Genomic DNA, 15,100 nt, shown 5'->3' on the forward strand with positions numbered 1-15,100 from the left:
GCGCCCGACCACTGGTCGGGTGCCGGCCGGCCTCGTTCCCGGGACCGCGAGGCGGGCATACGTCGCCGGGACGCGTGGTTGCCACTGAGACGCGAGACGGGCACCCAGACACACATGTGTGCTCGATAGATATGTGTTTTTGTAGAGACTTTGCACCACAAACCCGGGAATCTGTTTGCCTGCGGCAACCAAACAAATATGGTTGCTTGAAGCAATGACATGGGAGGCCGACGTGGCCGACAAGGCTCAGTACGAGGAGCTGGTCCGCCAGTTCAGCGCCTTCGGGGCGGTCAAGCGGGAGCTGGGGCGCATCCTGCCGGAAGGCTGCTCCAGCGCGTCCGCCGCCGTGCTGGCGCTGCTGAGCCGGCACGGCGACATACGTATGGGCAAGCTCGCAGAGTTGACGGCCGTGGACATGTCGGTCATCAGCCGCCAGGTCGCACACATGACCGTGCAGGGCTGGATCGACCGGTCAGAGGACCCCGCGGACCGGCGCTCGCGCATCCTGCGCCTGACACCCGAGGGCCGGGACCAGCTCGACGAGCTGTCCGAACGGACCGCACGGCTGCTGGCCGACCGGCTGGGTGACTGGACCGACGACGAGGTCGGCCGGCTGATCCGGCTCATGGCACGCCTGCGGGCGAGCTTCGGCGGCGCCTGCGAACCGGCAGCGCCCGCCGCCCCCTCCGCGCCCCCGGACCACCACACAGACGAAGGAAGTCCATGACCACCACCACACCCGACGGTGTCCGGGCCCATCCCGGCCCCGGCGAGGACGCCACCGCCGTGCACATGTCCCACCGGCAGATCATGGAGGCCCTGTCCGGCCTGCTGCTCGGACTGTTCGCCGCCATCCTGTCCTCCACCGTCGTCACCAACGCCCTGCCCCGGATCATCGGCGACCTGGGCGGCGGCCAGAGCGCCTACACCTGGGTCGTCACGGCCTCGCTCCTCGCGGTCACGGCGTCCACGCCGTTGTGGGGCAAACTCGCCGACCTGTTCAGCAAGAAGATCCTCGTCCAGGCCGCGCTCGTCGTCTACATCGCCGGCTCCCTGGTGGCCGGTCTGGCACAGGACCCCGCCACCCTGATCACGGCCCGTGTCATCCAGGGCCTGGGCGGCGGCGGGCTGTCCGCGCTGGCACAGGTCGTCCTGGCCGCGATGATCTCCCCGCGCGAGCGCGGCCGCTACTCCGGTTACCTGGGGGCGACCTTCGCCGTCGCCACCGTCGGCGGCCCGCTGCTCGGCGGCGTCATCACCGACACCAGCTGGCTCGGCTGGCGCTGGTGCCTCTTCATCGGCATCCCCTTCGCCGTCATAGCGCTGTTCGTGCTCCAGAAGACGCTGAACCTGCCGCTGGTCAAGCGCCAGGCCAAGGTCGACTGGGCCGGTGCGTTCTTCGTCACCGCGGCCGTCTGCCTGCTGCTCATCTGGGTCACCTTCGCCGACGACAAGTACGCCTGGGCGTCCTGGCAGACCGCCGCCCTGGTCGGCGGCTCGGTCCTGCTGACGCTGGTCTTCCTGTTCGTCGAGACCAGGGCGGCCGAACCGATCATCCCGCTGCGCCTGTTCCGCAACCGCACCATCAGCCTGGCCTCGGTCGCCTCCCTGTTCGTCGGCATCGCGCTCTTCGCGGGCACCGTCTTCTTCAGCCAGTACTTCCAGCTCGCCCGCGGCGACTCCCCGACGCGGTCGGGCATCATGACCATCCCGTTCATCGGCGGCCTGTTCGTCTCCTCCACGGTCTCCGGACGCGTCATCACCACCACCGGCAAGTGGAAGGGCTGGCTGCTGTCCGGCGGCGTCCTGCTGACCGCGGGCCTCGCCCTGCTGGGCATGCTCCGCCACGACACCCCGTACTGGCAGATCGCGTCGTGCATGGCCCTGATGGGCCTCGGCGTCGGCATGACCCTCCAGAACCTCGTGCTGTGCACCCAGAACCAGGTGACCCCCGGCGACCTGGGCGCCGCGTCCTCCGTGGTGACCTTCTTCCGGTCCCTCGGCGGTGCGGTCGGCGTCTCGGTCCTCGGCTCCGTCATGACGTCGCGGATCAGCCACTACGCCCGCGAGACCATCGGCGGCCTCAGCCCGCGGGACCAGGCAACGGCCGCCAGGGCCTCGGCGAGCGGCAGCCTGCCCGACCTGCACCTGCTGCCCGAGCCGGTCCGCACCTGGCTGGAGAGCGCCTACGGGCACGGCATCGGCGACATCTTCCTGTACGTCGCGCCGGTCGCCCTGCTCGCCTTCCTGGTGACCCTCTTCATCAAGGAGGTCCCGCTGCGCGCCTCCAGCGGCCTGGCACAGGCGGCCGAGGCCGCCCGGGGCGCCGGGGCCGGCGAGGAAAGCGGCGAGTAGCCGGTACGCCGCCGGCCAAAGCCGCAGCCGGCGGCGTACCGGGTGTCAGCCGCTGGACCACTTCTGGTTGGGGGTACCGGCACAGGACCACAACTGGAGGCGGCTGCCGTCGGCCGTCTGGTTGTCCCGGATGTCCACACACTTGCCGGCCAACCGGCTGACCAGGTCGTGCCGGATGTTCAGCCGGAACCGCTGGGCCGGCCCGCCGTTGCAGTTCGCGAGCTGGACCGTCGTCCCGTCGGAAGTCTGGGCACCGGCGGCGTCCATGCACAGGCCCATCGCCCGCACCGTCCCGTCCGAGGCGAACGTCCACCTCTGCGAGGCCGCACCCGAGCAGTCCCGGATCTCCAGGGGGGACCCGTCCTTCCCCCGGCCGCCCGCCACGTCGATGCAACGGCTCATGACCGCGTGACTGCGCACGCGCACGCCCGGCGCCACGGCCCCGGACCCGCCCCCCGGTCCGCCACCGGAACCACCGGCCGGGGAACCGGCCGCGGTGCCACCGGACGGGGCGGGTCCGGCGGCCGTGCCGCCGGGCGCCTGAACGGGGTCACCGCCGTCCTTCGCCGCACCGGTGCCGCCCGCGCCCGGTGACGCGTCCGTCTTCGCCGTCCCCGGCGAGGCGGGCGCCGTGCTCCTGGACGGCCCGCCGGGTGCCGCGGACCCGGAGGCGCTCGCGGCCGGGTCGGGCAGGAGATCCTCGACGTCCGGGCGGTTGCCCGGGCCGTAGACCGTGCCTGTCGTGGAACGCGCCGAGGCGTCGCCGTCCGAGCCGCTCAGCCCGGCCACGGCCCCGGTGATCAGGGCCACGCCCGCGACGGCGGCGGCGATCAGCAGCACCCGGCGCCTTCCGCCGAGCAGCGACCGTACGGACGCGCCCCGGCCCGCGCCCGCCGGGGCTGACGTTCCGCCGGCCCCGGACCCGGACCCGCCCGCCCTGCCGTGCTCGCGCGGCGCACCGCCGGCGCCGTCCCGGCCGGGTCCGGCGGCCCGGGGCGCCCCGGGGCCGACGGAGGAGGCAGTACCCCGGGCGGTGGACCCGCGGCGCGGACCCAAGGACGAGAACTGTGTCAGGCGGGGCACGGTGACCCGCTCACCCGCCTGGCCCGGCCGGGCGTCCCCGCCTTCCACGGCGCCGTCCCCTTCATCGGCGGGCGGCACGGTGCCTGTGGCGCCGCCTTGGGGTCCGCTCCCGAACTTGCCCGCGAGCGCTCCCTTGCGGCGCTTGGGCAGACCGCCGCCCGTGACCGGGCCGGTCTCCGCCGCCCGCCGGTCATGTCCGGCCCCGGAGGGCAGGCCTGCGGTACGGCTGGACGCGGCATCCGGTGCCGGGCCGCCGGACGGCGCGGCCACGGGAACGCCCCGGGGGACCTCACGCTCCGGCGGTGACGGGTGCGGGGACTTCATGGGTGTTCCTTTCGGGGCGCGCGGCCGGCCTGTGCAGATCCGGCGCCGCACGAGTCGTCGGACCAGGAGCGGGGCGCGATCCCGCGCGGCCCGGGACGGGCGGCAGGTGGCCGGACAGGGACCCCGCACACCGGTAACGGACGCGGCAGCCGCCCAGGTTCACCTGAGCGGCTGCCGTGTCGTTCACCGAGGACGTCCGGGGTGCGTCACCCGGCGGGGTTCCTCCGGCGGCGCATCCACCACACCAGGGCCGCGCCGGCCACGGCGAGGACGGCCGCGATGCCGGCGATCGGCCCGACGGGGGTGTCCGAGCCCGTGTGGGCCAGGCCGCCGTCCGGGGTGTGGTCCGCGGGCGGGGTGGCGCCGCTGCCGCCCGGCGCGTGGGACGGGTGCGGCGTGGGGGCCGGTCCGCCTCCGCCGTGCGTGGGCGACGGGGTCGGCTCGTGGGTGGGTGTCGGGGTCGGAGTGGGGGTCGGTGCCGGGGTGTCCTCGTCGGTGGCGCCTCCCAGGTAGACCTTGTCGCTGTCCCGGTAGGTCACCTCGGCCTGCTGCGACGTCCTGGTGGTGGTGTCCAGACCGGGGTGCTGGGTGGTGAACTGGGTGCGGCTGATGTTGCGGCGGGGCGCCTTGGAGAAGTCCACGCCGCCCATCGACAGGATCCACACCTTGCCGTCGTAGGTCCGCTCGAACTTGTAGTCACCGTACTCGAACGAGTACACGTACTTGTCGTAGACGGTCTTCTTGTCCCAGTTCTTGTTCTCGCCCCGCAGCGGCCACCGCTGCACGTCGTTGCTGTTGATGATGTTGTGGTAGTCGGTCGGGGAGATCGCGTCCTGGCGGCGGACGTACTCGGCGGCGACCCGGGAGGAGTACACGCGGCGCAGATCGGCGTAGGCGGCGTCGTGGTTGACGCGCCGCTCCAGCTCCGGCCGGATCACCGACCTGACCAGCGCCTCGGCCTGCTTGGTCTGTGCCTCGGTCAGGTGGCAGGAGCCCGCGGGCACGTCCGGACCGGTGGGCACCTCCATGTTGACCTTCAGCGGCGCGTCCAGGATGTAGATGCCGCCGTCCTGCTCACGCACCTGCGCGGTCTTCGGTGTGATCCACTGCCGGATCACCGGCAGGCACGGCTGGCCGCTCTCCGTGTGCGGCACGGCCCGCCAGAAGCGTTCGCCCCGCTCGGACTTGTCCGGGTTCATCGCGTCCGCGTAGTCGTGCTTGAGGGTCAGGTCCGACTCCAGCAGCACCCGGCCCGCGTCCGTCTTCGCGAACTCCTTGTCCAGGATCAGGTCCGGACGCACCGGGTTGAGGTTGACCCAGAACTTGTCCGGGGTCAGCGCCAGCCAGGTGAAGAACGCGTCGGAGGCGAGGGTGAGTCTGGCCTCGCCGCCCCAGCCGGGCTTGCTGTCGGGGTCGGTCGCGTAGTCGGCCTTCAGGGAGTAGCGCAGCCCCTGGCCCTTGACGGGCTTGCCGACGAAATTCATCTCCAGCGTGGAGAAGTCGATGCCGCCGGGCCCCCGGTTGAAGTAGCCGCCGGTGTTGCTCTGCTGGTACCTGCGCTGGATGCTGTACGCCTCCTGCGGGGTCTTGCCCGAGCGCAGCGCCTGGTCGAACAGCGGCCCGCGCATGCCGGACTTGAGCGGGTCGGCGTTGAAGCGCTTGTCGTAGCGGGTGTAGACGGTCGGCTTGCCGGTGCGCTCGATCGCGTTCGAGCGGCGCTCGTAGACGCCCGCCTGGGTGCGGTTCGTGCCGCGCTGCTTCTTCAGGTCGTCGTCGAACTGCTTGATCGCGTCCTTCGTGGGCCTCTCGGTGCGCGCCCCGGTCAGGTACCGGTATGTCGACTTGGGGCGCTCCTTGGCGAGTTGCCGGTCCGCGTCGATCTGGTCCTTGCGGACCTCGCCGTTGGATTTCATCTCCACGTTGTGGTCGCGCGGCCGGTTGCGGGCGTCGACCACGCGGTAGCGCTTCTCGCCGGTCTCCGGGTCGGTGTAGTCCAGGACGTCCTGGCACCACCAGTCCGGGCCGACCATGTTGTACTTCTTGACCATCCGCGCCTCGAAGGCGTCGCCCCGGGCCGGGTTGCCGTGCGCGCCGACGTAGCGCACGTCCAGGAACCGCTGGAAGTCCTTGTAACCCGTCGACGCGCCGTACTGCTTGTTGTAACGGGCGTAGATCTCCATGGCCCGGTCTGCCGGGTTCCCGCTCTTCTTGAACTTGCGCTGCCAGGAACGGTAGTTGGTGCCCGCCTTGTCCCGCTGCTCCTGCGTCGGCGCGGGCAGGCCGTCGTACGCCTTCGCCGGGTTGTCGTAGGTGTAGTTCTCGTCGCTCGGCCAGGCGTCGTACGGCAGCGTGTCGGGCGGCCCCGAGTTCGGCGGTGTGGTCGGGAACGTGCGGCCGAGCCACTTCTCGTCGCACCGCTGCGTCTTCACGTTGGGCCGCTTCGCCGCGTACGCCTCGCCCTGCAGGCCCGGCAGGCCGCCCCAGGTGACGGCGGTCGCGGCGGCCAGGGCCAGCGTCGCGCGCAGCCACGTGCGTGGCGCGGGCGGCGCTCCGGCTGTCCGGTTCATGTGGTGTCTCCCCCTGGGAACCCCCGTACTCTCCAGGAGAGTTGATGGTGCGCGGCGCGTGCGGGGGGTTCCGAATCCGTGGTGTGGACGCGCCGCCGGGGGCTCACTGTAGGGGCGACGGGAGGGCGGCGCCCGGCGGCTCGCGGAGCATGTCCCCGTCAATACGACACTTTCCCGGCTTCGTCACGTGGTCCTCACGACTCGATCCAGGTCTCCTCCATGTCCCCGGTGGCCTCCTCGGTGTGCCGGACCCGGAGGACGGACGCCAAGAGGCCGCGCCGGTCGAGCGGGGCGACGCGGGCGAGCGCCAGGCGGGCCAGTCCGGACCAGTCGAGGGCGCCCGGCTCGGCGCCGGTGTCGACGCCCTTCTCGGCGAGGTGTGCGGGGTCGATGCCGAAGGCCGCGACGACCGCCGCCGGATCCCCGAGCACGGTCCAGTCCCCCTGACCGCCCCAGCCCGCCGCGAAGACGTTCACGCCGCCGGGGTGGACGAACTTCCATGCGCCGTAGGGTGAGTTGTGGTCGACGACCGCCGATGCGACGACGACCGCACCGGGGAAGAGCCGGGCGAGCGCGTCCGCCTGCTCGTCCACGGGGAACGTCCCGGAGGTGTTGGCGAGCGCGGCGTCGCGGATCTCGGTCACCCCGCCCCAGCAGCCGACCCGGACCAGGTCGAGGTCCGTGCGCGTCCACAGGGGGATCCCGTCGGTGGCGGGGACGGTGCCGAGGTCCTCCAGGACCGCGTCGACCGTGCCGAACGCGGCGGCGAACTCCCGTGCCCGCACCGGGTCATGAGCGGCGAGCCGCCCCTCGGGGCCGGGGTGCGGGGGATGGACGACGGTCAGGCGGAACTCCCCGTGCCGCGCCACCGCCTCGTCCGGAGAGCTGTCCCAGAAGCTGTTGTCGGTCATGGGGGCCACCGTAGCGGTCCGGTCCCCGCCCACCTGGCCGGCCGGGGGCGCGGCCGGTCCTCGGGACGACACACGTCCGCCCGCGCCGCCACGGCACGCCCCGGAGTACGGGGCGGCCGCGGCGCCGCGGCCGGACGGTCAGGTGTGTCGCCGTTCAGCCGTTTCGGCGGCGGGCGTCAGAGGATGGTGTTGTAGGTGTTCCACCCGCCGCCGACGCTGGACTTGGCGGCGAACGGCGCGGTGGCGCTCGCCTGGCCCTTGTAGAACCAGAGCCCGCCCGAGCTGTCCCGGGCGACGAGGTCGGGCTTGCCGTCCTTGTCCAGGTCACCCGGTCCGACCAGCACGTTGTACGTGTTCCAGCCGGGGCCGACACGGGTCTTGGTGGCGTAGGGCGCGGAGGCGTTGCCGGTGCCCTGGTAGAGCCACAGCACGCCCGAGCCGTCCCGGGCGATCAGGTCCGCCTTGCCGTCACCGGTCACGTCACCCACGGCGGTCAGGTTGTTGTACGTGTCCCAGCCGGGGCCGACACGGGTCCGGGCGGCGAACGGCGCGGAGGCGTCGCCGGTGCCCTGGTAGAGCCACAGCACGCCCGAGCCGTCCCGGCCGATCAGGTCCGCCTTGCCGTCACCGGTGAGGTCCCCGGCGCCGGTCAGGGAGTTGTAGGTGCTCCAGCCCGAACCGACCTTGGTGCGCGCCAGGAACGGCGCCGACGGCTTCCCGCTGCCCTTGTAGAACCACAGCACCCCGCTCTTGTCGCGGGCGACCATGTCACCGGTGCCGTCCGCGCGCAGCGCCGTCATCGGCGTCATCGCGTCGTACGTGTCCCAGCCGCCGCCCACGCGGTAGCGCAGCAGGAACGGACCGGAGGTGCTGCCGCTGCCCTGGTACTGCCACAGCACACCCGAGGCGTCGCGGCCGAGGACGTTGTTGCGGTCGGTGGCCGGGTCGGGAGCCGTGCCCTTGACCACGTCCACGTCCTCGGCGCGCACCCAGGCGAGCCGGTGGTTGTAGCGGATCGGGTAGAAGATGTTGCTGCCCACGACCATCACGCGCGACCCGGTGCCGGTGCCGTCGATCAGACCGCTGTTGTAGTACGAGCCCTTCACGGCCGCACCGGCCAGCACGTACTTCTGCCCCGCCGGGACGCTGTACTTGGTCAGCGAGGCGCTGTTCTGGTTCTGGACCGAGACGCCGGTGCCGGCGTAGTCCGTGTCCTTCGGGTACGTGCGCCCGTACACGGGGACCGACGCGGCGCCCGCCTTCGGCACGACCGTGTCCGGTGTGCCGACCGCGGTGGCGAACTGGCCGCCCTGGTTGTAGAACCAGGCCTTCTGCCCGCCGTACCAGATCGCGGTCCAGTCCCGCTGGGCCTCCGCGACGACGTACTCGCCGCCGGCCACCACCTTGTTGGCCCAGTTCGGGCCCTCGGTGGCGGTCTGGCTGCCCAGGTAGGCGTCGGACAGGGTCGGCGAGCTGGTGGACGGCTGGGTGTACAGGTAGCCGAAGTTCGCCGGCTGCTTGTCGACCGCGGCGCCGCCGTTGGTGACCGTCGGCTGGTTCGCCGTGGTGAACGGCGGCACGACCCGGATCACCTGGCCGGCCTTGTACAGGCCGCCCGCACCGCTCGCGCCGGTCGGTGCGCCCAGCAGCTGCATGTAGTGGTTCCAGTCCCAGAACGGGCCCGGGTCCCAGTGCTGCGTCTTCACGTTGGCGTCCAGGACGCCCGGCACCTCGTCGTGACCGATGATGTGCTCACGGTCCAGCGGGATGCCGTACTTGGCGGCCAGGTACTTCACCAGGGTCGCGGAGGACTCGTACTCCGGCTCGGTGTACCAGCTGCCCTTCTTGATCGCATAGCCCTCGTGCTCGACCCCGATCGAGTGCATGTTGACACTCTTGTTGCCCGCGTGCCACGCCTCGTTCTTGTTCTCGACGACCTGGGTGACCTGGCCGTCGGAGGCGCGGACGATGTAGTTGGTGCTGGCGTACGAGGCCGGGTTCTGGAAGACGTTCAGCGAGGCGTCGTAACTGCCCTCGGTGTCGTGGATGACGATGGAGTTGATCTCGCCGCCGGCCACCGGGCGGTTGGCGATGTTGTAGTTGCCCCAGTCGTCCGGGCCGCTGTTCTGCTGGTACGCGGCCGGCTTGAAGTCGCACTTCAGGGTCGACGGGCAGTCGGGGGTCGCCGCGGTGGCGACCGTGGCGACGGTCGCCTTGGCGAGCTTGAGGTCCGCCTGCCGCGCGGGCTCGACCGCCGGGTCGGCCGCGAGCGTGACGTGCTCGCCGCCCGCGGTGACGCGCTGCTCACCGGTGCGGATCGAGTCGTAGACGCGGTTCGCGAAGAGCTGCGCGCCCTTGGTGTCCGTCGCCTGGCTGGCCCGGGCCACGGCCGGGTACCACGCGCCGGCGTCCTTCGGCAGCGAACCGGTGGCGTCCTTCTGGTACTTGGCGAGCAGGGCGGCACCGGCCCGGATGCTCTGCCGGGCGTCGCCGCGCACCTTCTGCGCGGGGACGCCGATGAGGCCGGCCGCCTCGTTCAGCGTGTGCAGCCGCGGGTCACTCGTGTCGACGGCCTGCTTGCCGGCGCCCTTGAGCGCCTTCGCCGGGTCGAAGTGCTTCTCCACGGCCGGGTCACCGCTGCGGTTCATGCGGTCCAGCTGCTGCTCGCGCGAGGCGGTGTCGTCCTGGAGGCTGCCGGGGTCGACGTCCGTCAGCCCCATGACGTTGTACGCGCCCGTGGTGCTCGGCAGCCCGTCGTGGTCCTCCCACAGCGTCTGCCGGTACGAGACCGCCATCAGCACGCTCAGCGGGACGTCGAACTCCTGGGCGGCCTTCTCGAACTCCGCCTGCAACCGGGCACCGAGACGGGCGGCTTCTGCACCGCCGGGCCCTCCGGTTCCGGGCGATGCCACGGCCAGCGAGCCGGCCGTGGCGGCCACGGCGATGGCCGACGCCGCGGCGTAGGCGAGCAGTCTTGTCTTCTTGCGGCCTCTGCGATGGTCCGCGCTCAAATTCCACCCCTGATCAGTGCTGGATGTGCAACATGAGGTCGTTGCAGTTCACACTTCAACGGGGTGGACGCTACCAACGACGATCACGTTCCCGGCACCGGGGCGGAGTCCGCCAGGAGAAGGGGGGCGCAATCGCCAGATAACCCCTCGATGCCGGGCCGGGCAGATGCCCTGGCCGGAGGAACCGCGACCCCCGGGTGGCGGCTCCGCAGCCGGGAGGGCCGCCGCGGGGATACGGCAGCGCGCCGGGAACCGGCGTCAGTACCGGCCGTCCTCCAGCAGTGCGGCCGCCGCGGACCGGATGATCTCGCGGCGCTGTCCGGGGTCGGTGAGCTCCACGGCCGCCAGCACGTCGGGGCTGGCCATGTTCCACAGCATCGCGACGTGGATCAGCAGCATGAACAGCACGCGGGCCTCGAAGCGGCCGGAGACGACCCCGTCGGCCTGCGCCCCGGCGATGGCGTCGATCCGTGACCGGACGCTCTCCACCGAGTAGGCGCCGGCCGGCTCACCGCCGTGCTGGAGGAGCTGCCAGGTGACCAGGCGCGGCAGTTCCGGGTACTCGGCGTAGATGTCGCTCAGGTGGACGGCGAACCCGGACAGATCGTGCACGTCGAGTGGGAGACCCTCGATGATCTGCTCGACCAGGCCCTGCCACACCGCGTCGAACAGTCCGGCCTTGTTCTTGAAGTAGTGGTAGATCTGCGCCTTGTTGGCCTGGGCGGCAGCTGCGATGCGGTCGACACGGGCGCCGTTCAGGCCGTGGGCGGCGAACTCCGTCCGGCCGGCCGCGAGGAGTCGTCGTTTGGTGGCTTTAGGCGTCGCGCTGCATCCCGGCAGCGTAGCGCAGCTCCTAACTAACCGTTTACTTGACAGCTCTGCCGGTCCGGGCTGTAATCAACTAACCGGGTAGTTGACTGACTGTGGCGGCCACCGCGAGCCCTGAGAGCAAGCATCCGCGGTGGCCGCTTCCCTCGCCCACGTGAGGGCCGGTGGTGAAGGGATCGGGGCGCGCGGTGGCAGTCAGGACGATGGTCGGTCGGCAGGGCGAACAGGCCCGGTTGTCCGCGTTCGTGAAGGACACCGCGGCGCGGGCACTCGTCCTCAGCGGCGAGGCAGAGGTCGGCAAGAGCGCCCTGCTCGGCCACGCGGCCCGGCAGGCGGCCGACGCGGGCCACACCGTGCTCCAGGCCGTGGGGACGGAAGCGGAGGCCGGGCTGCCCTTCGCGGGACTGCATCAGCTCCTCCAGCCGCTGCTTCCCGAAACCGCGGGGCTGGAGCCAGAATCCCGCGCGGTCCTCGACACCGTTTTCGTTGCGGGGCGGGGTACCCCGCCCTCGGTCGGGGCGCTCGGCGTCGCGGCGTCCGACCTGCTGTCGCACGCCGCCTCACAGCGGCCGCTGCTCCTGGTGCTCGACGACGGCCAATGGCTGGACGAGCCGAGCGCCGCGGTCTGCTCCTTCCTGAGGGGCCGGCCGGCCGACGGCCGGGTGAAGCTGCTGGCGGCTGTCCGCGCCGACGCCGACTCGCGCCTCGGCGCCGGGGGGTTGCCGGAGTTCGAGGTCGGCGCGCTGGCCGACGAGGACGCCGCCCGCCTGCTGAGTCGCGACCACCCCGCCCTGCGCGAGCGGCACCGCCGGTTCGTGCTGGAGGAGGCCCAGGGCCATCCGCTGTCGCTGCTGGAACTACCCCTCCACCTCACCGGCCGCTTCGGTGGCATCCCGAGGAGCGGTCCGCCCGGCGGCCGGTCCGGCACGCCGGCGGCCCGGCGGCTCCAGGCGTTGTACGGCGCCCGCGTGGCGACCCTCGGCGAGGGGGTACGGGCCGAACTGCTGAAGGGCGCCCTCGACGGTGCCGGGACGGGGCCCTCAGGAGTGCCCGCCGCCGCTCCGCGCTACCGCATGCGCGACGTCGGCGAGGCGGTGGCGTGCGGTCTGCTGGTCGGCGATCCCGTCACGGGCGACGTCGCCTTCCGGCATCCGCTCGTGCGGTCGAGTGTCGTGCGGACGGCCACTGCCGACGAACGCCGAGCCGCCCACGCCGTTCTGGCGCAGGTCCACCGGGACGACCTCGAACGCCGTGCCACGCATCTGGCCGCGGCCACCGTCGACCCCGACGAGGCGGCGGCGGGCGTGCTGGAGGCGGCGGCCGAGTCGGACACCCGGCGCGGCGGCGCGCTCGCGGCCGTCGCCTGGCTGAAACGCGACGCCGAGCTGAGCGAGGACCCCGTCGAACGGTCGCGGAGATTCGGGGACGCGGCGTACGTCGCCGGGCATGCCGCACGGACGGGCCAGGCGCGCAGGCTCGTACGGGCCGCCCGGACACCGGGCTCCGACGGAACGGCGGCCTCTGTCCTGGTCTCCGCCTACCGGGCGTTGTACCGGGACGGCGACGTGCACTCCACGCGGCGTCAGGTCACGGCGGCGATCGAGAGGCTGCTGCGCGACAGCGGACGGCCCCGGCACGGCGAGGACCTCGGCCGGCTGGTGGCACTCCTGCTCGCCGTCAGCCAGTACGCCGGGGACCGTACCGCCTGGCAGGACACGCTCGAACTCCTCGCGTCCCTGGACGGTCTGCTCACCGGGCGATCGCCGATATACGGCAGCACCTGGAGCGACGTGGTCCGGCACGGTGCCGGCTGGGCCGGGCCGGTGGAGCGGGCCATGGCGGACCTCCTGGACCAGGAGCCCTGGGACGTCACGCGTCTGGCCGTCTCCGCCTACCACCTGGACGTCCTCAGCCCGGTCCGGCCCCACCTGCAACGCATCGTGGCGCGCGAACTGGAGACGGGCGCCGTGGCCAGTGGCATGGTCATGCTTAATTTGATCATGCTCGACCAGATGGCGGTCGGTGAGTGGGACGCGGCCGAACGCACGGGGAAACGCGCCCTGACCGTGGCGGCGGAACACCGTCATGAGTTGTTCGCGCACCAGACCCAGGGCTACCTGGCCCAGCTCGCCGCACTGCGCGGGCAGGTAGGACCGGCGCGGGAACTGCAGGCGATGACCGATTGCTGGGCCCGTCCCCGCGGCGTCGGGTTCCTGACCCAGACGGCCGACGCCGCCGGTGCCACGGCCGCCCTGAGCACCGGCGACCACGAGACCGCGTACCCGCTACGCCATCACCATCACCACGCCGGGAACGTTCCGGCCCTACGCCCACCAGGCTTCGCGGACCCTGCTCGACCTCGTCGAGGCCGCCCTGCACACGGGGCGCACGGCGCAGGCCCGCGCCCACGCCCTGGCCGCACGCGACGCCGGTCTCCCCGGCATCTCACCCCGCCTCGCCCTGCTGACCCACGGGGCGCTGGCGATGACGGCCGAAGGGGAAGCGGAAGCCGCGGAGATGCACGCGCGCGCCGAGTCCCATGCGGCGGCGGCACGGTATCCGTTCGAACTGGCACGGATCAGGTTGGCCCACGGAGTGCGGGTGCGCCGCGCCCGGGGCGGCCCGGCGGCCCGGAAGCACCTGGCCTCCGCGGTGCAGGCGTTCGAGCAACTGGGCGCGGCCGGCTGGGCCGAACGGGCCCGTACCGAGTTGCGGGCCGCCGGGGCCGTGCCCCGCACCTCCGCGCAGCCGCCGGTGCAGCTGACCTGGCAGGAGCGCCGGATCGCCGAACTGGCCGCCGGCGGCCTGACGCACGAGGAGATCGGGGAGCGGACGCGCCTTTCCCCGGGCATCGTCAGCGCGCACCTGTACCGCGTCCTGCCCAAGCTGGGCATCACGACACAGGCCGCTCTCCGGGCCGCTCTGAAGGAATTGGACGAGGCTCCGGGAGTTCGAGTGATCCGGTGAGGCGGGCGAGGCGGCGATCCGTGGATCCGGTGATGATGCCGAGGCCCGGCGCAGCCGACCCCGCCCGGGAGCGCTCCGGGCTCAGAACTCGAGCACCAGCCGGCCACGGACCCCGCCGCGCTCCAGGATCCGGTGCGCTGCGACGGCCTCCCGCGCGGGCAGTGTCCGGGCCACCCGCAGCGTGAGTTCCCCCTTCTCGGCCTGGGTGCGCAGCCTGTCCAGCCGTGCCACGTCGCCGAGGTAGGAGGTCAGCACCGCCGTACGGTTGCGGACGGCGCGCAGCCGCAGTTCCCGGGAGGAACCACGCCCACGCTGCTGGCGATCGTGCCGCCCTCGCGCACGGCCAGGGGGAGGCGCTCGCGCCGGCGCCGACGGTGTCCACGAGCCCGTCCACACCGCTCGGCACCGCCCTCAGGATGTTCCGGCCGATGTCGCCCGACCGCGCCACCACCGCGTCCGCGCCCAGCGACCGCACCAGTTCCTCGTCGTCGGCTGCGGCTACGGCGACGACCGTGAGGCCGTCGGCCTTGGCCAACTGGACCGCGTAGCCGCCGACGGCCCCGGCGCTGCCGGTGACCGCGACCGTCCGCTCCGGGGCGAGGGCGACGAGGTCCAGGGTGAGCCGGGCGGTGAGACCGTTCATCGGCAGCGTCGCCGCCTCGGCGTGGCTGGTGCCCGCGGGCGCGTGGGCGACCTGGCGGGCCGGCAGCACAACGTACTCGGCGCACGCGCCGCCCGTCGACGTGTGGGGCACCACGACCGCCATCACCCGGTCGCCGACGCGCAGCTCGGTGACCGTTCCCGCGCCGATCGGGAGTGTCCAATAGACGGCGGATCCGATGATCAAGGAGACGCCTGATGAGCGAGACCATCACCGAGTACGAGGCCGTGGAGGCGGCGGTCGTCGAGTCGGCCGCGGAGGCGGTGTCGGACGAGCAGTTGATCGCGATGCTGGTCGGCCGTGCCCGCTCCGACGGGCTGCGGCTGACCGGGGAGGGCGGGCTGCTGCAGCAGCTGACGAAGCGAGTGCTGGAGTCCGCCCTGGAGGGCGAGA

At 72.5% G+C, this 15,100-nt stretch carries 12 protein-coding genes and 4 pseudogenes; 6 read left to right on the forward strand and 10 right to left on the reverse strand.

The annotated features are described in order from the left end of the window. The first annotated feature begins 232 nt into the window (after window positions 1-232). Together ACFC02_RS37380 and ACFC02_RS37385 are read left to right on the forward strand one after the other, a co-directional pair. Window positions 233-727, forward strand: a complete 495-nt coding sequence (locus ACFC02_RS37380) for a MarR family winged helix-turn-helix transcriptional regulator (protein ID WP_376366753.1) — start codon at window positions 233-235, stop codon at window positions 725-727. Further along, on the forward strand, window positions 724-2,355 hold the full coding sequence (locus ACFC02_RS37385; RefSeq protein ID WP_376366754.1) for an MDR family MFS transporter: 1,632 nt from the start codon (window positions 724-726) through the stop codon (window positions 2,353-2,355). The genes ACFC02_RS37380 and ACFC02_RS37385 overlap by 4 nt, the downstream gene beginning before the upstream one ends. Window positions 2,356-2,400: 45 nt before the next feature. Here ACFC02_RS37385 and ACFC02_RS37390 read toward each other — a convergent pair whose 3' ends face one another. The 6 genes and pseudogenes from ACFC02_RS37390 to ACFC02_RS37415 form a co-directional block, all read right to left on the reverse strand. Continuing rightward, on the reverse strand, window positions 2,401-3,762 hold the full coding sequence (locus ACFC02_RS37390) for a ricin-type beta-trefoil lectin domain protein (RefSeq protein WP_376366755.1): 1,362 nt from the start codon (window positions 3,760-3,762) through the stop codon (window positions 2,401-2,403). 206 nt (window positions 3,763-3,968) lie between these two features. Next, window positions 3,969-6,329 carry an LPXTG cell wall anchor domain-containing protein gene (locus ACFC02_RS37395; RefSeq protein ID WP_376366756.1) on the reverse strand — a complete coding sequence of 787 codons (2,361 nt, stop codon included), beginning with the start codon at window positions 6,327-6,329 and terminating at the stop codon, window positions 3,969-3,971. Between the two features lie 194 nt (window positions 6,330-6,523). Further along, complete coding sequence (locus tag ACFC02_RS37400; protein WP_376366757.1) at window positions 6,524-7,240, reverse strand: DUF6333 family protein; 717 nt, start codon at window positions 7,238-7,240, stop codon at window positions 6,524-6,526. Window positions 7,241-7,416: 176 nt separating this feature from the next. Beyond that, window positions 7,417-10,251: an N-acetylmuramoyl-L-alanine amidase gene (locus ACFC02_RS37405; protein ID WP_376366758.1), complete on the reverse strand. Its 2,835-nt coding sequence runs from the start codon at window positions 10,249-10,251 to the stop codon at window positions 7,417-7,419. Between the two features lie 258 nt (window positions 10,252-10,509). Continuing rightward, window positions 10,510-10,911, reverse strand: a complete 402-nt coding sequence (locus tag ACFC02_RS37410) for a hypothetical protein (RefSeq protein ID WP_376366759.1) — start codon at window positions 10,909-10,911, stop codon at window positions 10,510-10,512. A gap of 9 nt (window positions 10,912-10,920) precedes the next feature. Beyond that, window positions 10,921-11,127: pseudogene (locus ACFC02_RS37415) on the reverse strand (TetR/AcrR family transcriptional regulator); the annotation flags it as partial. A gap of 155 nt (window positions 11,128-11,282) precedes the next feature. Between ACFC02_RS37415 and ACFC02_RS37420 the strand changes: the two are divergent. Then, window positions 11,283-11,672: pseudogene (locus ACFC02_RS37420) on the forward strand (ATP-binding protein); the annotation flags it as partial. Here the strand turns inward: ACFC02_RS37420 and ACFC02_RS37425 are convergent. Together ACFC02_RS37425 and ACFC02_RS37430 are read right to left on the reverse strand one after the other, a co-directional pair. Next, window positions 11,640-11,918 carry a hypothetical protein gene (locus tag ACFC02_RS37425; protein WP_376366760.1) on the reverse strand — a complete coding sequence of 93 codons (279 nt, stop codon included), beginning with the start codon at window positions 11,916-11,918 and terminating at the stop codon, window positions 11,640-11,642. The pseudogene ACFC02_RS37420 and the gene ACFC02_RS37425 overlap by 33 nt on opposite strands. Window positions 11,919-12,119: 201 nt before the next feature. Next, entirely contained in the window at window positions 12,120-13,349 is a 1,230-nt protein-coding gene (locus ACFC02_RS37430; protein ID WP_376366761.1) for a hypothetical protein, read from the reverse strand. 214 nt (window positions 13,350-13,563) lie between these two features. Between ACFC02_RS37430 and ACFC02_RS37435 the strand changes: the two genes are divergently transcribed. Further along, on the forward strand, window positions 13,564-14,046 hold the full coding sequence (locus ACFC02_RS37435) for a LuxR C-terminal-related transcriptional regulator (protein ID WP_376366762.1): 483 nt from the start codon (window positions 13,564-13,566) through the stop codon (window positions 14,044-14,046). A gap of 81 nt (window positions 14,047-14,127) precedes the next feature. On the opposite strand, the gene ACFC02_RS37440 is transcribed toward ACFC02_RS37435, so the two are convergent. Next, complete coding sequence (locus tag ACFC02_RS37440) at window positions 14,128-14,442, reverse strand: zinc-binding dehydrogenase (protein ID WP_376366763.1); 315 nt, start codon at window positions 14,440-14,442, stop codon at window positions 14,128-14,130. 19 nt (window positions 14,443-14,461) lie between these two features. Then, a pseudogene (locus ACFC02_RS37445) lies at window positions 14,462-14,689 on the reverse strand (NADP-dependent oxidoreductase); the annotation flags it as partial. On the opposite strand from ACFC02_RS37445, the gene ACFC02_RS37450 reads away from it, so the two are divergent. Together ACFC02_RS37450 and ACFC02_RS37455 are read left to right on the forward strand one after the other, a co-directional pair. Continuing rightward, a complete protein-coding gene (locus ACFC02_RS37450; RefSeq protein WP_376366764.1) occupies window positions 14,676-14,873 on the forward strand; it encodes a hypothetical protein in 198 nt (65 codons plus the stop codon). The pseudogene ACFC02_RS37445 and the gene ACFC02_RS37450 overlap by 14 nt on opposite strands. Before the next feature lie 31 nt (window positions 14,874-14,904). Next, window positions 14,905-15,100, forward strand: a pseudogene (locus ACFC02_RS37455) (IS256 family transposase); the annotation flags it as partial.

Source organism: Streptomyces sp. NPDC056160, assembly GCF_042268205.1.
Taxonomy (GTDB): Bacteria; Actinomycetota; Actinomycetes; order Streptomycetales; family Streptomycetaceae; genus Streptomyces.